Raw genomic sequence first — 20046 nt, forward strand, 5'->3', positions numbered from 1 at the left:
ATACCCCGGCGCAAGCGATTCGTTTTCTCGACGCGATGATCGTCGTCAGGCCAACGCGATAACGCGGGCGACGATATTCTCTGGCATCGCCTTCGTTGATCTGTCTTGTTCGCGTCGATTATCGGCGTGTTCGAATCTTGCGGGAACGCGAACGACACCCGCCCCGAACCGCGCGATGGTTGTGTTCGTTGCGCCGCATCCGCGCAGCGTGCCCGCCGTCACGCCTGCGCCCCGCCGCGGCGGCGCGCGGCCCGCGCGAGCAGCCGCTGCGCACGCAGCACGACCGGGCGATCGACCATCTTCCCGTCGACCGCGATCGCCCCCGCTTCGGCACGCGACGCCGCGTCGACGACGCGCGCCGCCCAATCGAGTTCGCGCTCGCTTGGACCGTAGCACGCATGCACGATTCCGACCTGCGCCGGATGAATGCAAAGCTTCGCGCCGAAGCCGTGCCGCTTGCCGTTCAGCGCATCGGCCGTCAACCGATCGGCGTCGTGAACATCGGGCGTCACGCCGTCGACGGGCGCATCGAGCCCGGCAACGCGCGAAACGAGCGCCAGTTGCGCGCGATGCGGATTCAGCGGATCGCGATCGTCGTCCATCCCCATTTCGGCGATGAAATCGAGCGTGCCGAACATCAACCGCTGCACGCACGGCGCTTTCGCGATATCCAGCGCCGCCCACATGCCGCGCGCGGTCTCGACGAGCGGATAGACCGGCAGTTCGCGCCGCGCGTGCGCGACCACGGCCGCGACATCGTCCGGGCCTTCGGCTTTGGGGATCACGATGCCCGCGACGCCGTCGAGCGCGGCGAGCTTCGCATCGCGCTCGAACCACGGTGTATCGCGGCCGTTGATCCGCACGAGCACCGGCCGGCTGCGGGACACCCATGCGGCGACGGTTTCGCGCGCGGCGTCCTTCGCCGCCGGCTCGACCGCGTCCTCGAGATCGACGATCACCGCGTCGGCGCCGCTCGACAGCGCGCGCTCGAACCGCTCGGGCCGGCTGCCCGGAACGAACAGATAGGACTGCGGGGAAATCGCGGTGTCGATCGGCATGTGGGTCTCCTGCTTGGGGTGTCGACAATATCGGCGAAATCCGGCCGGCTCATGCAATGAGTCAGCCGAGTTCGTTCACGAGTTCCGGCGCGAGCGTGAACCGATCGCCGACGAGGCCGGAATCGGCCACGCCGAAGATCGGCGCGTCCGGATTCTTTTGATCGCGACAATCGCCTTCGAGTTCTTCATCCCCGTCAGATGCTGGATCGCGAGCGCCGTGCGAAGCGTTTCCCGAGCCTGCACGACGCCCATCGACACCGCGATCACCTCAGTCGCCGCGCCCGCTTCCTGCGGGCGCACCGCTTCTTCAACGGCGACTTCATCGGAATGCGCGTCGCACAATCACGTCGCTCATTACACGCGGATACGGCGCGCACGGCAACTATCGATTGACTCTGCCTGTCATAGCCCACGCCTATCACCTCACGGCATGCGCCGGACGCGCAAGAATTCAGCCCGCGGCCGGAAGACCGGCTCGATGCGACACGCTCAATGGATGGCGGGCCTGCGAAACGTCCGCGCTCGTTCGTTCAAAACACCGAGGCTCATCGGCTCACGACAATGCGATTCGCGTCAACCGACGAAACCCGTCACGAGCAACAGATTCGTTCCGCCGATCAGGACGAAGAGCGTCCATGCGATGATTTTCGCGCCGCGCCCGATCGCGTAATCGCGCATGACCGATCGGTCGCCGACCGAACGGATCAGCGGCCACATCGCGAACGGCAATTGCAGGCTCAACAGCACCTGGCTCCAGACGAGCAACTGCCCGACTGCGCCGTCGCCGAGCCACAACACGCCGACGAGCGCGGGCACGAGCGCGAGCCCGCGCGTGATCAGCCGACGCTGATAACACGGGATCTTCATGTGCAGGAAGCCGTCCATGATGACCTGGCCGGCGATCGTGCCCGTCAGCGTCGAGCTCTGGCCCGACGCGAGCAGCGCGATGCCGAACAGCCACGCGGCCGCGCCGCCGACGACCGGCGTGATCAGCGTGTAGGCCTGCTCGATGTCGACGACGCCCGTCCGGCCGGTCGCATGGAATGCCGCGCCGGCGAGCACGAGGATCGCCGCGTTGACGAGCATCGCAACGACGAGCGAGATCCACGTGTCGATGCGAACCATCGCGAGCGTTTCCTCGATTGCGTCTTTCGTGCCGCCGACGACGCGCCGCGTCTGCACGACCGACGAGTGCAGATACAGGTTGTGCGGCATGATGGTCGCGCCGACGATGCCGAGCGCGAGCACGATCGCATCCTTGCGATCGTGACCCGGCACGCCGGGCGCGAGGCCATGCAGCACGGCGCGCCAATCGGGCGGCGCCATCGCGACCTGCGCGACGAAGCAGAACACGATCGTGCCGATCAGCCCGAGCACGATCGCCTCGACCTGCCGGAATCCCTTGCCTTGCAGGCCGAGGACGATCATCGTGTCGAGCGCGGTGAAAACGATGCCCCACGCGAGCGGCACGCCGAGCAGCAGCTTGAACGCGAGCGCGCAGCCGAGCACCTCGGCGATGTCGCACGCAATGATCGACACTTCGGCCGTGATCCACTGAACGACCCGGCCGAATGGCCCGTAGCGCTCGTAGCTCGCCTGCGCGAGATCGCGGCCGGCGGCGAGCCCGAGCCGCGCGGCGAGCATCTGCAGGAAGATCGCCGCGAGGCTCGAGAACGCGACGACCCACAGCAGCGCGTAGCCGAACTGCGAGCCGGCCTGAATGTCGGTCGCCCAGTTGCCGGGGTCCATGTAACCGATCGCGACGAGCAGGCCCGGGCCGGCGAAGCGGCGCAGTCTGGTGAAACGGGAGACGTTGGCGTCGATCGTGATGCTGCCTTTGACTTCTGCCGGGCAAAACGGCGCTGTGGGGACGGTGGGAAGCGGCATGGGAGATGCTTGGGGGCCTGTGTGCGTGGCGGTCATTTTACGCATTCACGGCGGCGGCGCTTCCGGGCCGTTTGAGGCGCGGCGAACGGGGTTGGCTTCGGTGTTGCGCGAGTGGAATTCGAAGCTAGTCGTTTATCGGCTGGCGCAAATGCCCGTTGAACGCGCGCGCTCGAATGAGTTCATGCACGGTGCGGCGTCCGCAAGGCTTGGCCTGCTTGCTCATTTCGTCCATCTGCGTGTAAAACTCGGCCAACTTCTTCAGTTTCTCGGATGCCTCTTGGAACCGGGTCGTGCCCGGTCGTTGGGATTGGGTCCCGGTTTTGACCCGATCCCACTGCGCGAATGGAGGACGAATCGATGCTCGACCAGCTTGGCCTGATTCCGCTCGGCGAAGCGGGGACGCGCGGGCTGCTCTACGCGTGGCTGATGGTCGCGATTCCGATCGGCATCGCGGTGGTCGTTCACCTGCTGATCGCGCCGTCGCCGCGCACGCTCGCGTGCAAGCGGCTCGCCGCGCGGCAGTTATCGGCCGCGGCCGCGGGCGCGGATCGCGCCGCGCTCGACGCCGCGCTGCGCGAAGGCAATCACCCGATCGATACGTGGCTCAAGCGGTCGAAGCCCGAAGGCTCGTCGTCGCGCGCCGATTGCGGGACGCTCGCGCAGGCCGCCGCGTCGAGCACCGCGATACTCGTCGCCGTCGATCTCGCGACTCGCGAGCCCGATGCGCGGCTGCCCGAATCGTACGTTGCACTCATCGACAAGCCCATCATCACGATGCGCTCGCATTTCTGTCGCAACGCGTCGAGCGCCTGGTCGGTGCTTTCCACCCAGTCTATCGCCGACGTCCGGTCCATCGCTTCCGGGCTGATTCCGTGCCCCGCGAGCCGCGGGCCGAGCACCGTGTAGCCGGCGCGGCGATGAAGCTGCTCGCCGACGTACCGGACGCTCTGCGTCGAGCCGGTATAGCCGTGGGAAATCAGGATGCCGGTGGCGTTGCCGTCGAACAGGAACGGCTCGGCGCCCTCGAGGACGGGAGAGGAATCCATGAGTATTCTCGTGCGGGTGAAGTGGCTCGGATCGAATTTCGGGGAATCCGCTTCGATGGGGCTTTGGCGGGATACGTTCGCATTCGAACACGAATATTCGATATGATATTAATTGTTGTTCGCTCGTTTCGTTTTCGAATCTATCGTAAACCCTCAGCCCTTACTGTCGGACTCTCGTCGCGTGCGATCCGAATCAAGCGCCCCGCGCCCTCTTCGCCCGCCGCAGCCAATCCGTAACGCACGATCCATTCAGACGCGCACTTCCAGGCATCCGAAACGAAAAGCGCCACATGGTCGACCCACAGCGTTTCATTCATCGCCATTTTCACGAGATCAATTCATTTGACAATCTCTAGAACCAATCGAATTCCAAAAGATTCGATTGAATTGAATGATTGGCGAATTCATTTCTCAAAATGAACTCGGCGGCGAATCTATCCGGTGGCCAAGGAGATCGGCGAGGAACGGAGCGACAGGCGGCTCCGGTGGAGCGCGCCCTGACATCGGGCCTCTCGTGCGCGGCAAAAGACCGGCGAAAATATTGATGCAGTCCGATGCGTCGACATCCGTCACGCATTTTCCGATCGGGGCCGCCGCGCATCCGGCTCAATGGCGTCAAACGCGCCAGGACTTTTTAATAGGTCTCTAAGGTAAACCTTAAATTGACCGACACCGCGCGACATGCTGTATTTCTCAACGCGCAATTGCCCTCATCGACAAAAATCGAAACGCGGCGGATGAACGACGCCGCCGCATAAAAAGGCAGGACTGGGAAGCAAAACGGCCGTGGGTATCGACAACATTCCCCATTCAAGGAGAGCCAGCATGACCAGGAACGCAAGACGCACATGGCAACGAATCACCGCTCTGATCGCACTATGCGCGGCCGCGCTCGCGGCTCATCCCGCGCGCGCCGACGTTACCGCGGGACCGGGCGCATGGAGCAGCCAGCAAACGTGGGGCGCGGATACGGTCAATGGCGGCAATCTGACCGGCTACTTCTATTGGCCCGCGACCCAGCCGACGACGCCCAACGGTGAGCGCGCGCTCGTGCTCGTTCTGCACGGTTGCCTACAGAGCGCATCGGGCGACGTCATCGACAATTCGCAAGGCGCGGGCTTCAACTGGAAAAGCATCGCCGATCGATACGGCGCGATCATCCTGGCGCCCAACGCAACCGGAAACGTCTACAGCAACCATTGCTGGGACTATGCGAACACGTCGCCGAATCGCACGAGCGGCCACGTCGGCGTACTGCTCGATCTCGTCAGCCGCTTCGTCGGCGACGCGCAATATGCGATCGATCCGAACCAGGTGTACGTGGCGGGCCTGTCTTCCGGCGGCGGCATGACGATGGTGCTCGGCTGCATCGCGCCGGACGTCTTCGCCGGCATCGGCATCAACGCCGGTCCGCCGCCCGGCACGACCACGCTGCAAATCGGCTACGTTCCGGCCGGCTACACGGCGCAAACGGCGGCCAATCAGTGCAAGGCGTGGGCAGGCTCGAACGCGGGCAAGTTCTCCACCCAGATCGCAGGCGCCGTATGGGGCACGTCGGATTACACCGTGGCCCAGGCGTATGGCCCGCTCGACACCGCCGCCTTCCGGCTCGTCTACGGCGGCGCGTTTACACAGGAGTCCAAAGTATCCATTTCCGGCGGAGGCACGAACACGCCCTACACGGACAGCAACGGCAAAGTGCGCACGCACGAGATCGTGGTCTCCGGCATGGCCCACGCGTGGCCCGCCGGCGCGGGCGGCGACAACACCAATTACGTGGACGCGACGCACATCAACTATCCGGCCTTCGTGATGGACTACTGGGTCAGATACAACCTGCGCGCGAGCACCGGATCGGCGCAGCCCGGCACGCCGCCGGCGGGGCTGACCGTCACGGGCGCGACGCAGACGAGCGTGTCGCTGTCCTGGAACCCGGTCGCCAACGCGAGCAGCTACAACGTCTATCGCAACGGCAACAAGGTGGGCTCGTCGACGTCGACGGCCTACACCGATTCCGGCCTGATCGCCGGCACGACCTACTCCTATACGGTCACCGAGGTCGATCCGAGCGCGGGCGAGAGCGCGCAATCGTCCCCGGTGTCGGCGACGACGCAATCGAGCTTCGCCTGCACCGAGACGACGGCCACGAATTATGCGCACGTGCAGGCCGGCCGCGCGTACGATTCGTTTGGCATCGCCTATGCGGCCGGATCGAACCAGAACATGGGGCTCGACAACGTGTTTTATACGAATACGCTGGCGGAGACGAAGGCCGGCTATTACATCATCGGAGATTGTCCGTGAGTCTGGCGTTCATGCGAGCTCGGCACGCATTGCCCCTACGGGCCACGCCCTCAGCGCCAATGCGTGCCGGCATGAGAAACCCGCCACGGCCGGATTTAGTCCAGTCCACCGCCTCCCGGCTTCAACGGTGGCGGCGTCTTCCGGAATCCCCGGTCACCGGACATGCTCGCTCCTTCGTCCCGTTCGCGTTGAGCGGCATCAGTGTCGAGACTTGATGCATGTTCCTGCTTGCCGGTCCAACGCACCGCCGCCGCGGCATCAAACAATCGCTCTGCAGCGATCCGAGCTGAGCGTGCGCTCGGCGCCAACTCGGTATCGAACGTCCGGCCCAGTGAACCGGCGGATTTCGTCGCCGCGTCGAAATGATGTCCGACCTCGTCAACCGGAAAATGGCCTAGCCGATCGCCGATACCAGCGAGTTGATTGCGCAATGAATCGAACATGTTCGGTACGGTCGGCAGCTCGACCATCGCATGATGGGTGTCGATATTGACCGGTGTGGCGTGCGGAAAAAAGTCGAGCGCGATGTAGCGCTTTTCGGTCAACTGATTTCCGACACGCAACTGACCGCGCAGCCCCTGCTCGACCAGGTCGCGCAGCAGCCCCCTGCCGGCTGCGTTATCGCCGTTACCCAACGCACGCCTGTAGCCTTTGCCGAGTCGCGCCGGATATATGTTCGTCGTGACGACTGTCTCCGAGCGCTGACGAGCGATATCGAAAGCAACCGCAATCCCCGTGATCTCGCCAATTTCGACACCGTGGAAGTCGACTGGAGCGCCCACGAACAATCCTCGAGATGACGCTGCGAACCGCATTAGAACAGATGCGGCAGGTCCGTCACCCGCTCGGCGGAGCGCGTCGGCTCGGCTGGCAAACAAAGTGAACGGCTCGCCATCCGACACGCGACGGCCGCCCTCATCCGATGAGTCCGGGTTATCGAATCCGATCCCGCCCGACCAAAGCGCCTGCAGCGACGACACGTCCAGCTTGAAGCCTTCGGAACCGAGCCGTGCATCAATGCCGCTCGCATGCCACCAACGTGTGTTCGCCGTGACGTAGCGGTCGAACGGCTCGGCAATCCAAGCGCTGATGTCGACACCGTCACCCTGCGCGGGCAGTGACGTGGCGAGCACGCTCCCAGCTCGCATCTGCTTGAAATAAACAGGCGACCCAACCCTCAACGAGCCCATTGACGCGGCATGAAGAGCGAATCGCGTACCGTTGGAGTCATGCAGGGCGGGAGGTGGAGCCTCGCGTCCGTCGAAGTCGCGACATTGCCGGGGCGCGCTCCCTATGTCGACTCCAATGTACGGACCCGAGAATGCCGTATCGAGACGAGATACGCCCGTCAGGTCGACGCTCGGGCGAACGATCCAGAACCTCGCGTCACACGTGGTAAAGCGAGTTGCGTTGCCGTCGAGACGGAGCACGGCAAGCACCCTCGTCCGGTCCGCGGATATGTTCAGCGCGGTCAGTCGGCCAATTTCGACGCCGCGGTAGCGCACAATTGTCTTGCCCGGCTCGAAACCTTCCGCATTGACGAAGCGGACCGTGACCGCAGCCTCCGACTGGGGCCACATTTCGGTCAGCAGGACGACGAGCAGCGCTGCGAGCGGAACACAACACGCAACCAGAAGCCAGCGCGCGCCCACCGCTATAGCGTCCCGGTGACGACGTTGCGTACGCTCTTGGCAATCCGACGAACACGAATCAGGTACGGCCTCAGACACCGCAGGATGCCATTCGTCATGCTGCCCCGCTGGCGATGCGTGGCCCCACAACCGCTCGTTGCAAGGCGGCAACGACGTTGTCGTCGCGGTTCTGAATGAGCCGTTTCCATCGCTCGCACGCCGCTGTCGAAGCGCCGCGCGCGATCATCGGGACAGGTCCTGGATGTCCGCCGGAAAGCCCAACACCAGCGTCAGATAAAAGAGCGCGGCAAACACGCCGGCCATCGTGCCGAATATGTCCCGCGCAATCGCACCGCGCATCAGATGAGCAGGAATCCCGATGATCAGATAGGCCGCCAGGAACACGATTGAAACCATGAGCGGAGGTGGCGTGACAAGAACGAGATGGGCGATTGCGCGCATGTTCATACTCCACATCAGTAGTGGTCGGCTCAGCGAGGCGCGTGAGCGCCGGCTCGTCGCCTCGTGGCGTGCGGCGCATCCCTATTGCAATTGACTGACGAGCGCGTCCGCGCCCTTGTCGATTCCGGTCCGGGCCGCGCTGAGCGAGCCGAATGCAGCGGGCAGATTCATCGCGTTTGGATATTGCTTCGTCACATAGGCGATCAGCAGCCGACCGCTCGTGCTGTCGTAGACCTCGACCGCATAGGAGACCGAGCCGCTGAACGCCCCCTTGCCACCCCGGATTGCCTGCACGCCGTTATAAAGGTTGCCGGCGATGTCGAAATGCATGGCTTGCCCGACCACCGCCGTCGTCTTTTCTGCACCCGTGAGCGTGAGCCGGACGCGCAGCGCCGCAGGCGACGGCTGTGGTGCAATCTGGAAGCGTTTCGCGAGTTTTTCGGTGAACGTCTTGCCCATGTAGTCCGCGAGCGTCGCCCTGTCCTGGGCATTCAAGTCGCCGAACTGATTGTCCTGGCCAGCGTAGATAACGACCGGGTCGACAATGACCTGCCGATATTTCGACCAGTCCACCTGTGCTGCGTACCGATACGGCACCTTTGCGGCGTCGCCGGTCCGGTTCTGCGTCAGTTGCGACGAGGATGACAGACCGGAATACGCAACGGGCTGCACGCCGGCGCACGCCGTCAGCGTGAGCGCCGCGGCGCTCGAGACGAGAAAAGAAATGAATCGGGTCCTGTTCATATCGGATTCCTTGAGAAGACGCTTGGCGCCGCCAGCGATGAAATGTCGAAAGGCTTGACGTGGCCGAAGCGTAACATCGCCTCGCTCAGATGTAAACCGTCTACCCGGTTTGTTTTTTGACGAATGATCGACAAGGTACAATAAGTCGTTTGCGGTCCGGGGCGTTGCCTGCGGGCTCGCTCCGCCCTACTGCCCCGTCACCGCGCGCGAGCGCGCGACGCCATCACGCCCCGTAAATGGACAACCAGACCCGCTCGGAAATTTCCCGCAAGAAGGCCATCGACGCCGCACTCAGCATCCTGACGCGCGACGGCGTTGGTGGATTGACGTTTGACTCGCTGTCGCGCGAAAGCGGCATCAGTAAGGGCGGCTTGCTGCATCAGTTTCGTACCAAGCAAGGCGTGCTCAAAGCGTTGCTGGAATTCCAGCAGCAGCAATTCGAACAGTTTGCACACGATTACCTCGTGAACGAGGGGGCGTCGAAGGCTGAACCGAACCTTTCTGCGCAGATTGCCATCTTCCGTGAGGCCATCAATCAACCGAACTCGGTCGCGCGTGCAGTGCTGGCGGCGATCATTGAAAGTCCGGAACTGCTGGAAGACCGAAAGGGAACCGATGCCGCCAGGCTGAAGGCACTGGATAAAGAATCCACCGATTTCGAACTCACGTTGCTGCGTTACTTCGCGGCGAGCGGCATTGCGTTCAGCGTATTGCTCGGCTTGACGCCGCTGACGGGCGCCATGCGGAATCGGCTGTTCACTCGCCTGCTCGATGACGAGAGCTGGAAAACGCTGACGGTCAAACGAAAGTCGCGGTGATGCGACGATGCCTGGCTGCCCGCGTACTTCGGTCGATCAGGCGGCCGGCGCATCGTACGAGTAACGACTTGCATTCGAAAACGACCATGCTTGAAATCAGCGGCGTTTTCTGCTCGAAATAGCTGCAACTGACGGAACTCAGATCGGCAACCCGGCCGCCTGATCGACCGTAGCCGCGGTGACCCCGTTCGGCCCGATCCGTGCCGGCAAGCTCCAAAAGGGTGACAAGGAAGACCAGTATGTCGATGAGGCAGAGGCGCGTCGACGTGGCTGGGGCTCGGTGTACCGCTCAAGCTATCAACCGGTGCTGGCATGGCTGGAGGAGCAGTTGAACGAAGCGATGCACCTGAACGAGATGCAGGGGCAATGGATCGACACCGACCCCGACGGCAAGAAGTGGACGCTCAAGCCCGTGCTCGGCACCGAGCCGGCCGACTATGGGGCGACCGATGCCGGTGCGCAAGGCCGGGGCAGAAGATCACGAAAGATTCAGAGGCTTTCAAACACTTCCTGAAATACCGATACCGGGTGTATGCGATCGGTTACAACTGGCTGCAATCGAATGAGAAGTCGGCTCAGGACGTGATCGAGGGCATGGATTTCAAGGACAAGAAGTCCGGCAAGTCGATGCGGCTAATGGGGTCAAGGAGATCATCGCGGAGAACGACAGCGGCAAGGCAATCATCCTCGCAATGGCGAACAAGCTACGTCGCACAAGCCCACACTGGATGCGGCATACGCGCACGCCGCGCACGCGCTCGCGCGCGGGGCTGAGCTGATCATGGTGCGCGACAACCTGCGGCACGCGTCGATCTCGACGACATCGACGTATCTGCATGGTGACGAGGTCAAACGGGCCCGCCAGTTTGACCTGGCATTCGAGGGGATATCCAAGTAGTCAGTGCCGTCTCCTCGACAAGCATCAGTGGCAGATAATGTGAGCAGGCGGAAATGGAATGCAAGCACAGTTGCAGTTAATCCAAGCACGCGTGATTCGTCAGTTGCAGCCATTTCGAGCAGAAAACGCCGCTGATTTCAAGCATGGTCGTTTTCAAATGCAAGTCGTTACAGCTAGCCATCCGGATGAATCCGGTCGGAACCTTTGCGAGCACCCGGTTATCTCGTGCCGCTTTCACGCTGTCCGATGATCTGAAACGAATCTCGATTCCTGCCCGCGATCCACTGAGGCGGCCTCCCTCGACCGCTCCACGTCGCGCCCGTTTCCGGGTCGCGGTACTTTGGGGCGATCGGACCACGAAGGAGTTTCCCGCGTCCTCGATTCGGCTTTGCTCGACCGAAGATGTCCTCTGCGGAAATTCCATACTGAAGGATGGTTTGTCGTATCGCCTTGATCGCGTCCGCTGCTTCCCTTTTTCGCGCAATCTCGGCCTCCTCCGCAATCGACTTCAATCTGGCCCGGAGCTCTTGAAAGGATTCAGAATTCAGTTCGCTCATTTTTATACCATCTATATAGATTTACACCTCAAATCATCAGATTCAAACAAGACACCATGTCCTCGAACACAATCGACCTTCACATTTACTTACGCAGAATAAAAAGGCTGGGCACCGCATTTCAGCTTAACAAGGCAGCACACAGCAAAGCCATCTGCACCGAGGGCCAACTCAACTTTTCGCAGATGGAAAACAAGGAAAAATGTGAGCTCCCTAAAAATGGAGCTCACATCAGCTTTCAATTAATTGCAATCAAATCGATTCGCCAAGACAATAACTACACCGGCACGACTTACGTTTTTTGCGGAGACCAACAGGCCGCCGCGATAAAGCTGAGGGCCGCGGTTCCCATCACGTAAAATGCAGGAGCAAGGTTGTTCTGTGTCGCCGCAATTGCCCAGGTAAGAATCGCCGCCGAAAATCCACCAAACGTAATGACAGCGAGATTGTACGAAATTGAAATTCCCGTGGAAACAATTTGACGTGGAAACGTATCGCTCAATGCCGCCAGGATTGGCCCTTCATAGCTCGCAATGACGAGCCCGAAGATGATCTGGAATAGCAGCAGCGAATGCAAACCGGGGCTCACATTCAGGAGTCTGAACATGGGGTACGCAGCCACGACGGCAATGACGAGCGCCCCCATGAGAAATCGGCGCCGTCCGTATCGATCAGACAGATGACCAAAAATGGGCGTTACAAAGAGAACAATCGACGCCCCGACGAGAACGGCGATAAACCCTGTCGATGCCGGCAAATGCAAAACCTTTGTCGCATACGTGGGGATATAGAAGAGCAGTACATATGAGCAAACGGTCCAAAATATCACAAGACCAAATCCTATCAAGGTTTCACTCTTCCACCGACGCACGATCTCGAACACCGGCGTGCGCTCTCGGATACGAGAAGCCTCCTCCGTAGATTCATGCACCTGGTTGCGAATATAGATCCCGAGCGGACCAAGACACAAGCCAATCAAGAATGGTATGCGCCACCCCCATGACTCGACTTGCTCAGCGCTCAGATACTTGACAAGCACAACCGCAAGAACCGATGCAAGGATAATCGCAAATCCGATGCTCGCCTGAATCCAACTGGTGTAATAGCCCAGCCGTTCGACGGGCACATGATCTCTTAGAAATCCGGTAGCACCGCCCATTTCCCCTCCAGCGGAAAACCCTTGCAATAGGCGTGCGCATACGATCATCAATGGCGCCAAAATACCGGCATCCTTGTAAGTTGGCGCAAAAGCAATCAAGGCCGTACCGATGGTCATCAACGTTATCGTCATAACCAGGGTTGCGCGGCGCCCGATTTTATCCGCCATCCCCCCCAAGACAATACCGCCCACTGGCCGCATAAAAAATCCGACGCCAATCGTGGAAACAGACAGCAACAGGGACAGATTGTCGTCCGATGTCGGAAAGAATATTTTTGCAATGATGACAGAAAAGAAACCATAGGAAATAAAATCGAACCACTCGAACCCATTTCCTATGATCACGGCGACGACTGCCTTGGTCCTCTCCTGTACGGCGATGTCTCGCTTTCCCCCGCGCAAGCCAACAACGGTTTCCATATTCTTGTGCCCTCGGATTTTGATGTTCTGGCGCCTTTGGCAACGATCAACGGCGCAGCCAATGGTACGAGTTTTTCTCGCCTCCTTACTCTGAATTTTTTTCTGGCGAGGCTGAGTTTCTGGAATGCCCGGTCATCTCTTCAATGGCACCCGCTTCAGCAACCACTCCCGGAAATGCGCCACGGCCGCCGTATCGCGGCGGTCGTCGGGCCACACCAACTGGTACGCTCCGCCGAAGCTCGCGCTTGCGTCCGATGCAAGCACCAAATCGGAGCTTTCAACCAAGGGCGTGATCATTTGGTTCCATCCGAGGAGGACACCATGACCTCGCAGCGCAAGCTGTAGCAATACGGGATAGCTATTGGCCGTTATTGTGCGCGATGGCTTGTACGCGATCTCGCTATCGCATAGATGGAACCAGTCGCGCCAGCTCATCCATTGACGCTGCTGCTCCTCTGCGACGAGCAACGTCGCACTCGTCAATTCTTGCGGCGATACGCGCCGGCGCCCCAGGTAGCCGGGCGCACAATAAGCGTGTACCTCTTCTTCGATAATACGGACCCCGCTCATGCCGGGAGGCGGGACATCGCGAATGTAATAAACGCCGATGTCGAATTCCGCGGTGTTCAGATTGAAAACACCCTCTCGAACCAAGATTCGAATTGCCACATTGGGATACTCTCGGCTGAAATCGGCGATGATGGGTGTCAAAAACATGCCGGCCGTGCCAGACGCACACGCGATCGTAATGCTATGTGGCGAGGGCTCCTTCATGACAAACGCGGTGGCTTCAGCGCAGCTTGTGAGCATGTCGTGAATCCGGTCGGCATAGGCCTGTCCGGCGCGCGTCAAATGAAGTGCTTTTGCGTCTCGCACAAACAACTGCATGCCAAGAAAACTCTCCAACTTTACAACCTGCTTGCTGACCGCACCTTGCGTAACGTTCAGTTCCTCGGCTGCACGCGTGAAGTTGCCGTGCCGAGCAGCAGCATCAAAGAAAACAAGGCATTGCAGGGGCGGAATCGGGTGAATTTTCATGCTCGCTCCATATGGCTCTGACCCACCGGCGCGGGATCACGAACGCATACAAACACTTGATGACACATCTTTCGGTGATCGAAGAGATGATCCAAACGAAACTTCCCTTGAAAGAGCTTCCTGCCACCGTCAACGGATGACATGCCATCCTTCGAACTTGGTATGTCGCGGCGAACGAAACAGCCGAATTATGCGTTCCCGGACGATGCACGGCACGCTATCGACACAGGCCCGAAAAATCAAGAGCCATTCGTGCATCCCGGTGCGAATCTTCCGAAGGAGCACTCTACGCCGGGATCTCAAAGTACTGACGCAGTGCATTGACGACCGCAGTCAATGGGCTAGAGATACGGAAGAACGCCAAGAAGGCTGAATATTTATCTCCATAGTTCCATAATGTTGAATTATCGTGATGCCATAAAGAATGGTGCTGTGGCGCCTGCTGTGGCGCCATTTCCCACACTGGAAAATTCTCCGAATGCATCCTGAAAACTGCTCTCTAGAAAATCCAGGCTCTGCTTCGCGGAATGAACACCGGACTTACCGAGAAACCAAGAAACATGCAGATGCATCGCGATCAGGAAAAAATGGACTTCAGCCGACCGGGACAGCCGACAAACACTTGCCACATTGAGATCGTTTAACGAATCATTCCGCAACGAGCGCTTGAACCTATATTGCCTATATTGGTTCGAAACGTTGGGTGACGCGAAAATGTTCGGCAAGGTGCGGCGTAGCGGATACGCTTTCGGAGAAAGAACTGATTGCTCTGGCTACTACGCTCGACAAGTCCAGATTGCGCCGTGCTCGATCACAACTAGCGACACCGGGAAAATGACAGCACGTTGACCGATTTGGTTACATCTTGGCTAACATGAGCCAACGAGGAGAGAATCGGAGCGCGAGGAGCGTTCTCGCAAATGCCTGATTTGACTGGCCCGCCCTACACGATTCGAACGTGTGACCTACGGCTTAGAAGGCCGTTGCTCTTGGGTCGCCGCGCCTTGCTGGGCGCGGCTTGTATCCAACTGAGCAGCTTTCAGTCACACTCCAGTCACACCGACGACCTCTCCCGAGGCCGTATGGCGACCGTAAGCAAGCGCGACAATGGATGGATGTGCCAAGTCCGAAAGAAGGGCTTCCCCGCACGCTCAAAGAAGTTCGACACGAAAACAGAAGCCCTCGAATGGGGCCGCATTGTCGAAGCCGAAATGGACCGCGGGCTGTTCGTCAGCACGGACGAAGCCGACCGCACCACCGTCGCCGACCTGCTCGACCGCTACACCCGAGACGTGTCTCCGACCAAGCGCAGCGGCGGCAGCGACAAGGGGCGTGCGGAGAAGCTCAAGAAGCAACTCGGCGCGTACAAGTTGACTGCCCTTACCTCATCCCATCTCGTCGGCTACCGGGACGCCCGGCTCAAGGAGGTGTCGCCACAGACAGTCATCCACGAACTGAACCTACTGAACCGGGCGCTCACGTTGGCGACCCGCGAATGGGGCATCGTCCTGCCTTCCGGAATCCCGAAGGTCATCAAGCCAAGGAAACCGCAAGGTCGAGATCGGCGGCTTCACCCGGACGAGATTCAGGCGATCATTGACGCGACGGAATCGCCTGACCTGCGGGACTTCATCAGGCTCGCCGTAGCAACCGGCATGCGTCGCGGCGAACTTGCGTCCCTCCGCTGGGAGAACATCGATCTGGACCGCCGCACCGCGCACCTGCCGCTGACGAAGACTGACACGCCTCGTACCGTGCCGCTGTCCAGCGTCGCCACAGCCGTTCTACAGGCTCGCAAGGACGCCAGATACACCGTCCCCTTCGCCCTCACTGCGAACGCCCTCACGCGGGCTTTCTGCCGTGCCGTGCAGCGAGCGCGGGGTCTGTACGAGTCCACATGCCGCGTGCTGGAGCGCCCCGTCGATCCTCAATGGCTCGTCGGCATCCGACTGCACGACCTGCGCCACGAAGCGACGAGCCGCTTCTTCGAGCTGGGATTGCAGACGGTCGAGGTCGCCAGCATCACCGGGCACAAGACGCTCGCAATGCTGAAACGGTACACGCACCTGAAAGCAGAAGACCTCGCGAAGAAACTAGGTTGACAGCCGACACCACTTCGGAGACACTAAAAGGCAGCACGACAATCAACGAGAGTAACATGGGTACGCTACAGGAACGCCCGAACGGGCATTGGACGGGCAAGGTTCGCAAAGCCGGATACCCCGCACAGTCCGCCACATTCCCGACTCGCAAAGAGGCCGAGAAGTGGATCATCGATACTGAGGCAGCAATCAACGCTGGACGCTTCCAAAATCTAGACGGCTCAGCCCTCCTCCGCGATGTTATTGATCGCTACCTTCGGGACGTTACGCCAAGCAAGAAGGGGGAATCCTCAGAGACGTGGCGGCTCAAGGCCATCCAGCGGGACGAGATCGGCTCGTACTCGGTCGGCAAGCTCACACCCGCCGTCGTGGCGAACTGGCGCGACCGCAGGCTGGCCGGTACTGACGGCAGGCCCGTGTCGGGGTCTACGGTCAACCGGGAGATGAACCTTCTGCATCACGTACTGGAGACAGCCCGTAAAGAGTGGGGACTTGGCGCTCCGGTCAATCCCGTATCTGAAGTCCGCCGTCCCAAGAACAGCCCAGCGCGGGAGCGCCGCCTCACCAGCGACGAGAAAGTCGCCTTGCTCGCTGCCTGTCGGCAGACGCACTCGCGTTCTGGTCGGCAGAGCTACCTCGCCGATGTTGTTGAGCTGGCTCTGGAGACAGGTATGAGACAGGGCGAAATCATCAAGCTGGAGATCGAACAAGTACGTCTAGATGATCGATTCGTCGGCCTGCGCGCTGGCGGCACAAAGACCGAGGAGGCCCGCACCGTCCCGCTAAGCACTCGCGCTGCGGAGATATTGAAGTCCGTGATAGGCGACCGCACAACGGGCCGCGTATGGGTTGGCCTGACGAGTGATGCCGTGAAGCGTGCGTTCATCCGTGCTCGCGACCGGGCTGGAATCAAAGACTTGACGTTCCATGACTCGCGGCACGACGCTACTACCCGTTTTGTGGAGCTGGGTCTGACCGACACCGAGGTGATGTCGATCACGGGCCACAAGACTCAATCCATGATGCGCAAGTACACGCACCTGCGTGCAAAGGACTTGGCGAAGAAGCTGGGATGACTACTTGAAGAAGGCGCGCAGCGCATCGAGCTGCGCGTTGCAGAAGTCCAGCGCCGTCTGGTAGTCATGGACGGACTGGACGAGCCCACCGAGGGTATGGTCGGTCGGCGGCGTAGGCTCAGCGCACGGCTGAAGCAGTGTCGCCGGTGGACGCAGCGGGACGGTTGCCGTACAGGCTGTCCCACACAGCGTCAGGAACAGCAGTGCTGCTCCAGTCAGGGTTCGCTTGGAGTGCATTGGATACCTTCGTCTGGTTGGTGGAAGCTCTCGCGACAGTCTGTTGAGCGGCGTGTGTGTACGCGTCTATGGCAGCCTTGTTCGCCGCGAGGCTGGCCGTCAGTGAGGCAACCTGCTGCTGGGCAGCGTTCGCCCGCTGGTGTTCGGTGTAGGCCGTGACGCCGAGCCCGCCCACGAGGAGCAGGCCCAGCAGTACGGCGATGATTCGGTCGGTCATTGAGTGCACACCTCGTATTCGGCCTGACGGCGCAGCACCAGTCCGCGCAGCTTCACGCCTTTGGCGTAGACCCACTTCTTCAGCTCCTCGCAGGCACCGCGATGGTCGCCCGCGTTGAACTTCTTGCGGAGGGTCGATCTGGCGAAATTGCCGCGCCCGACGTTGAACACGAAGTCGGTGTACGCGGCCAGCTCGTTCGCGTTGATCGGGCCTGTGGTCAGGTCCAGCACAGCACCCATCGCCTCGGCGGAATCCGCGTTCAGGAGTTGGGTGCATTGGGCTGGCGAGTACACCCGCCCTACCCGCACGTCAGCTCCGGTGTGACCGGTACACGCCGTGGGGATGCCAACCGGGTCGAGGTAGACGGTGGTGCGAGTGCCCTCGTAGGTGAGTGTGAGCGGGACGCTAATTGCAAGCGCTGCCGCGATCACGGCAGCGCTAACGCGTGCCATTAGGCGAGCTTCACCGTCTTGAGCTTGTCGCCGGTAGCAGCATGTGCGGCGTTCGCAGCAACGATGAAGAAGTCGCGCAGCGTCGCTGCGGATGCCACGCCCCCCGCGCCGCGCGCAGCAGCTTCTTCGATGCGGGTGACAGCCTGCGACGTGTCCCAGCGCAAGTCGTCGCCTTGGGCGTACGCCTCGCGGATGTTCGGCAGATCGGTTACAAGCATGAGTTACCTCCGGTATTTGTTGAAAGCTGAGCCGCCGCTTCGGCGTCCAGTGGGATTGGTTCGGTAGTCCACGCGCGACAGTGGGTTCTTGATCCAGTCGTTGAACTCCTGCTCACGCAGGCGCTCGATTGCGCGTTCCTGATTGACGCCCATCTGCTCGACCCAATACCGGCAAGCGCCCGCGAGGGCGTCCAGTCGGTCGTCGTGCTGGAGAGCGTTCTTGTCGCGCGTGATGTGCGCGATCTGGTGAAGCAGGGAGTAGCTCGGACGCTTCTCCACCGGGTAGCGCTGGAGGGACTTCTCCTCGTCACGCGGGATGTCATCGTTGAAAACGAGCGAGCCGCGCGCGATGATCGGTTCGAGCACGTCGATGATCCGCAGCTCCTTCTGCCCGGATTCCCACGTCTCCTCAATGGCGCAGCCGTCGCCCACCGTCTGCGGGTATTCGGCGCGGAGGATCGGGAGCCATGAGTGCAAGTACGCACCGTTGCCGAAGTTCTTCTCGACGAGGATTCGGTTCACCTTCCACTTCCGGGCAATGCCCGCGAGGAACTTGAAGCCCTCCGGGTCGAAGCCGCCCTTGATGCCGCCGACTTCCGCCACGAACAACGTGCCGTTCAGGAAGCCGACGACGGCGTAGCCCGTCTCGTCGCCGTTCTTGCCACCGCCTGCCGGGTCCACGTACATGACGATGCCTTGCAGTGGCGCACGGTCGCGCTCGACGCTGGACGGGATACCCATCGTGTACGTCGTGCCGTTGACTTGGTACTTGATCGTCTCGTGCGCAAGCAGTCCCGGCGTGATGCCGAGAGGAAACAGCTCCGCGAAGCGCATCGTCATGATCTTGGCGAGGCGCAGCGGGAAGCGCTCCGAGTCCGCCAGCTTCGTGTTCAGCATGTGCTGGAGCTGGAAGTACGCCGGGCCTTGGTCATGCTCCTTCTTCGCGAGGAAGCTCTCGACGCCTGCTGGCAGCTCCGGGTCTACGGGCTGGCCTTGGTCGCCGAGCATCCCGCCTCCGGTCTGGAGTGACGGGTCCGCAAGGATGCGGCGCATGATGAACGGCGCGAGCATGTCGCCGTAGTGCTCCATCTGAGTCGCAGTCGGGTAACGCCCCGGCCAGATGCGGACGGTGTAGCCCCGGCCCGGCAGCGTGTTGTAGATGGAGTTGATCGACTGCGGTGTACCGAGGTAGACGATTCGCCCCGTCGAGCAGATGGATGGGAAGTCCCGTGTCAGTTGAAGCAACGCCTGACGTTGGTGCTCCGTCAGGGAGTTCTTCGCACTCTCAATGTCGTCCGCGATAAGCAGGTCGGCACGCTTACCTTGCAGGTTGCCGGTGACGCCGACGCACGCCACCGATGGCGACTTGTCCAGACCCTTGAGGGTGTGATGCACGTCGAATGCCTCGACCGAGGTTCGGTCGCCCGCGTTGCGGTCGGGGCGGAGACATCCAAGGATGTCCATCGTCATGATGACGCGGACGATGAGGGTTGAGATTTCGTTCGCCTGAGTGCCGCCAGCCGAGATAATCAGCACGCGGAACTTCGGGTCGTGGATGAGGCACCAGACTGCGAACAGTGCGCAGATGGTGGTCTTCGCTTGACCGCGTTGAGCCTGCACCATGAGGTAGTGCGGGCCGTACTCAAGGAACTCAGCGATGTCAGCCTGCACCTCCGAGAGCGAGAAGCCGAGTTCAATCATCCCGTCTTCACAGAACGGGAC

General features: G+C 60.9%; 18 protein-coding genes and 6 pseudogenes. 8 read left to right on the forward strand and 16 right to left on the reverse strand.

The genetic code is table 11. From position 1 onward, the window contains the following. Positions 1-218: 218 nt before the first annotated feature. The 5 genes and pseudogenes from AQ610_RS11385 to AQ610_RS38365 all read right to left on the reverse strand — a co-directional run. Complete coding sequence (locus AQ610_RS11385) at positions 219-1058, reverse strand: HpcH/HpaI aldolase/citrate lyase family protein (RefSeq protein ID WP_006026418.1); 840 nt, start codon at positions 1056-1058, stop codon at positions 219-221. A gap of 61 nt (positions 1059-1119) precedes the next feature. Then, positions 1120-1268 (reverse strand): annotated as a pseudogene (locus AQ610_RS37310) (electron transfer flavoprotein subunit alpha/FixB family protein); the annotation flags it as partial. Further along, positions 1263-1382: pseudogene (locus AQ610_RS37315) on the reverse strand (electron transfer flavoprotein subunit beta); the annotation flags it as partial. The pseudogenes AQ610_RS37310 and AQ610_RS37315, both read right to left, overlap by 6 nt. A gap of 249 nt (positions 1383-1631) precedes the next feature. Beyond that, positions 1632-2945 carry an Nramp family divalent metal transporter gene (locus AQ610_RS11395; protein WP_006026416.1) on the reverse strand — a complete coding sequence of 438 codons (1314 nt, stop codon included), beginning with the start codon at positions 2943-2945 and terminating at the stop codon, positions 1632-1634. A gap of 270 nt (positions 2946-3215) precedes the next feature. Further along, a pseudogene (locus tag AQ610_RS38365) lies at positions 3216-3313 on the reverse strand (IS5/IS1182 family transposase); the annotation flags it as partial. Here AQ610_RS38365 and AQ610_RS35970 point away from each other — a divergent pair. The 3 genes and pseudogenes from AQ610_RS35970 to AQ610_RS11405 form a co-directional block, all read left to right on the forward strand. Then, positions 3306-3701: pseudogene (locus tag AQ610_RS35970) on the forward strand (FUSC family protein); the annotation flags it as partial. The pseudogenes AQ610_RS38365 and AQ610_RS35970 sit on opposite strands and share 8 nt — an antisense overlap. Positions 3702-3862: 161 nt before the next feature. Further along, positions 3863-4228, forward strand: coding sequence for a hypothetical protein (locus AQ610_RS35975; protein ID WP_156436723.1), 366 nt, complete (start codon positions 3863-3865; stop codon positions 4226-4228). Positions 4229-4816: 588 nt separating this feature from the next. After that, entirely contained in the window at positions 4817-6295 is a 1479-nt protein-coding gene (locus AQ610_RS11405) for an extracellular catalytic domain type 1 short-chain-length polyhydroxyalkanoate depolymerase (RefSeq protein WP_006026414.1), read from the forward strand. 95 nt (positions 6296-6390) lie between these two features. On the opposite strand, the gene AQ610_RS11410 is transcribed toward AQ610_RS11405, so the two are convergent. The 3 genes from AQ610_RS11410 to AQ610_RS11420 form a co-directional block, all read right to left on the reverse strand. Continuing rightward, entirely contained in the window at positions 6391-7947 is a 1557-nt protein-coding gene (locus AQ610_RS11410) for a PqiB family protein (RefSeq protein ID WP_009916596.1), read from the reverse strand. A 222-nt stretch (positions 7948-8169) separates the two neighbouring features. After that, complete coding sequence (locus AQ610_RS11415) at positions 8170-8388, reverse strand: hypothetical protein (protein ID WP_015600098.1); 219 nt, start codon at positions 8386-8388, stop codon at positions 8170-8172. A gap of 81 nt (positions 8389-8469) precedes the next feature. Beyond that, entirely contained in the window at positions 8470-9132 is a 663-nt protein-coding gene (locus AQ610_RS11420; protein ID WP_006026412.1) for a DUF3313 domain-containing protein, read from the reverse strand. A gap of 236 nt (positions 9133-9368) precedes the next feature. Between AQ610_RS11420 and AQ610_RS11425 the strand changes: the two genes are divergently transcribed. The 3 genes and pseudogenes from AQ610_RS11425 to AQ610_RS33330 form a co-directional block, all read left to right on the forward strand. Beyond that, positions 9369-9950, forward strand: a complete 582-nt coding sequence (locus tag AQ610_RS11425; RefSeq protein ID WP_006026411.1) for a TetR/AcrR family transcriptional regulator — start codon at positions 9369-9371, stop codon at positions 9948-9950. Between the two features lie 166 nt (positions 9951-10116). After that, positions 10117-10639 (forward strand): annotated as a pseudogene (locus AQ610_RS38115) (alpha/beta hydrolase); the annotation flags it as partial. Positions 10640-10645: 6 nt separating this feature from the next. After that, positions 10646-10848: pseudogene (locus AQ610_RS33330) on the forward strand (tyrosine-type recombinase/integrase); the annotation flags it as partial. A gap of 218 nt (positions 10849-11066) precedes the next feature. On the opposite strand, the gene AQ610_RS33335 reads toward AQ610_RS33330, so the two are convergent. The 3 genes from AQ610_RS33335 to AQ610_RS11440 form a co-directional block, all read right to left on the reverse strand. Next, positions 11067-11405, reverse strand: a complete 339-nt coding sequence (locus tag AQ610_RS33335; protein WP_009916599.1) for an H-NS histone family protein — start codon at positions 11403-11405, stop codon at positions 11067-11069. A 292-nt stretch (positions 11406-11697) separates the two neighbouring features. Further along, complete coding sequence (locus AQ610_RS11435) at positions 11698-12984, reverse strand: MFS transporter (RefSeq protein WP_009916600.1); 1287 nt, start codon at positions 12982-12984, stop codon at positions 11698-11700. A 132-nt stretch (positions 12985-13116) separates the two neighbouring features. Next, positions 13117-14022, reverse strand: coding sequence for a LysR substrate-binding domain-containing protein (locus AQ610_RS11440; RefSeq protein WP_006026409.1), 906 nt, complete (start codon positions 14020-14022; stop codon positions 13117-13119). Between the two features lie 1082 nt (positions 14023-15104). Between AQ610_RS11440 and AQ610_RS11450 the strand changes: the two genes are divergently transcribed. Together AQ610_RS11450 and AQ610_RS11455 are read left to right on the forward strand one after the other, a co-directional pair. Beyond that, the gene (locus AQ610_RS11450) at positions 15105-16124 is read left to right on the forward strand and encodes a site-specific integrase (RefSeq protein ID WP_006026408.1); all 1020 of its coding nucleotides are present in this window, start codon (positions 15105-15107) and stop codon (positions 16122-16124) included. A gap of 56 nt (positions 16125-16180) precedes the next feature. Next, positions 16181-17200, forward strand: a complete 1020-nt coding sequence (locus AQ610_RS11455) for a tyrosine-type recombinase/integrase (protein ID WP_006026407.1) — start codon at positions 16181-16183, stop codon at positions 17198-17200. Here the strand turns inward: AQ610_RS11455 and lysC are convergent, their stop codons facing one another. Genes lysC through terL form a run of 5 tightly spaced genes read right to left on the reverse strand, consistent with a single transcriptional unit; the run spans position 17201 to position 20025 of the window. Beyond that, positions 17201-17419, reverse strand: coding sequence for an Rz1-like lysis system protein LysC (gene lysC, locus AQ610_RS38495; RefSeq protein WP_422647614.1), 219 nt, complete (start codon positions 17417-17419; stop codon positions 17201-17203). It lies immediately after the preceding gene. Beyond that, positions 17319-17654 carry a hypothetical protein gene (locus tag AQ610_RS11460; protein WP_009916602.1) on the reverse strand — a complete coding sequence of 112 codons (336 nt, stop codon included), beginning with the start codon at positions 17652-17654 and terminating at the stop codon, positions 17319-17321. The genes lysC and AQ610_RS11460 overlap by 101 nt, the downstream gene beginning before the upstream one ends. After that, positions 17651-18106: a lysozyme gene (locus tag AQ610_RS11465; RefSeq protein ID WP_009916603.1), complete on the reverse strand. Its 456-nt coding sequence runs from the start codon at positions 18104-18106 to the stop codon at positions 17651-17653. Before AQ610_RS11465 ends, AQ610_RS11460 begins: the two co-directional genes overlap by 4 nt. Then, on the reverse strand, positions 18106-18324 hold the full coding sequence (locus AQ610_RS11470) for a hypothetical protein (protein WP_006026405.1): 219 nt from the start codon (positions 18322-18324) through the stop codon (positions 18106-18108). Before AQ610_RS11470 ends, AQ610_RS11465 begins: the two co-directional genes overlap by 1 nt. A 3-nt stretch (positions 18325-18327) precedes the next feature. Next, positions 18328-20025, reverse strand: coding sequence for a phage terminase large subunit (terL, locus tag AQ610_RS11475; protein WP_231748913.1), 1698 nt, complete (start codon positions 20023-20025; stop codon positions 18328-18330). Positions 20026-20046: the final 21 nt, after the last annotated feature.

The sequence above is a fragment of the Burkholderia humptydooensis genome (assembly GCF_001513745.1).
Classification (GTDB): domain Bacteria; phylum Pseudomonadota; class Gammaproteobacteria; order Burkholderiales; family Burkholderiaceae; genus Burkholderia; species Burkholderia humptydooensis.

Excerpts from the sequence above, each read along its gene's own strand:
- AQ610_RS11440 (WP_006026409.1), bottom strand. The coding sequence starts at position 14,022 with ATGAAAATTCACCCGATTCCGCCCCTGCAATGCCTTGTTTTCTTTGAT.
- AQ610_RS11465 (WP_009916603.1), bottom strand. The coding sequence starts at position 18,106 with ATGGCACGCGTTAGCGCTGCCGTGATCGCGGCAGCGCTTGCAATTAGC.
- AQ610_RS11385 (WP_006026418.1), bottom strand. The coding sequence starts at position 1,058 with ATGCCGATCGACACCGCGATTTCCCCGCAGTCCTATCTGTTCGTTCCG.
- AQ610_RS11435 (WP_009916600.1), bottom strand. The coding sequence starts at position 12,984 with ATGGAAACCGTTGTTGGCTTGCGCGGGGGAAAGCGAGACATCGCCGTA.
- AQ610_RS11455 (WP_006026407.1), top strand. The coding sequence starts at position 16,181 with ATGGGTACGCTACAGGAACGCCCGAACGGGCATTGGACGGGCAAGGTT.
- AQ610_RS11395 (WP_006026416.1), bottom strand. The coding sequence starts at position 2,945 with ATGCCGCTTCCCACCGTCCCCACAGCGCCGTTTTGCCCGGCAGAAGTC.
- AQ610_RS11470 (WP_006026405.1), bottom strand. The coding sequence starts at position 18,324 with ATGCTTGTAACCGATCTGCCGAACATCCGCGAGGCGTACGCCCAAGGC.
- AQ610_RS11450 (WP_006026408.1), top strand. The coding sequence starts at position 15,105 with ATGGCGACCGTAAGCAAGCGCGACAATGGATGGATGTGCCAAGTCCGA.
- AQ610_RS11420 (WP_006026412.1), bottom strand. The coding sequence starts at position 9,132 with ATGAACAGGACCCGATTCATTTCTTTTCTCGTCTCGAGCGCCGCGGCG.
- AQ610_RS11425 (WP_006026411.1), top strand. The coding sequence starts at position 9,369 with ATGGACAACCAGACCCGCTCGGAAATTTCCCGCAAGAAGGCCATCGAC.
- AQ610_RS33335 (WP_009916599.1), bottom strand. The coding sequence starts at position 11,405 with ATGAGCGAACTGAATTCTGAATCCTTTCAAGAGCTCCGGGCCAGATTG.
- terL (WP_231748913.1), bottom strand. The coding sequence starts at position 20,025 with ATGATTGAACTCGGCTTCTCGCTCTCGGAGGTGCAGGCTGACATCGCT.
- AQ610_RS11415 (WP_015600098.1), bottom strand. The coding sequence starts at position 8,388 with ATGCGCGCAATCGCCCATCTCGTTCTTGTCACGCCACCTCCGCTCATG.
- AQ610_RS11405 (WP_006026414.1), top strand. The coding sequence starts at position 4,817 with ATGACCAGGAACGCAAGACGCACATGGCAACGAATCACCGCTCTGATC.
- AQ610_RS11460 (WP_009916602.1), bottom strand. The coding sequence starts at position 17,654 with ATGACCGACCGAATCATCGCCGTACTGCTGGGCCTGCTCCTCGTGGGC.
- AQ610_RS35975 (WP_156436723.1), top strand. The coding sequence starts at position 3,863 with ATGAAGCTGCTCGCCGACGTACCGGACGCTCTGCGTCGAGCCGGTATA.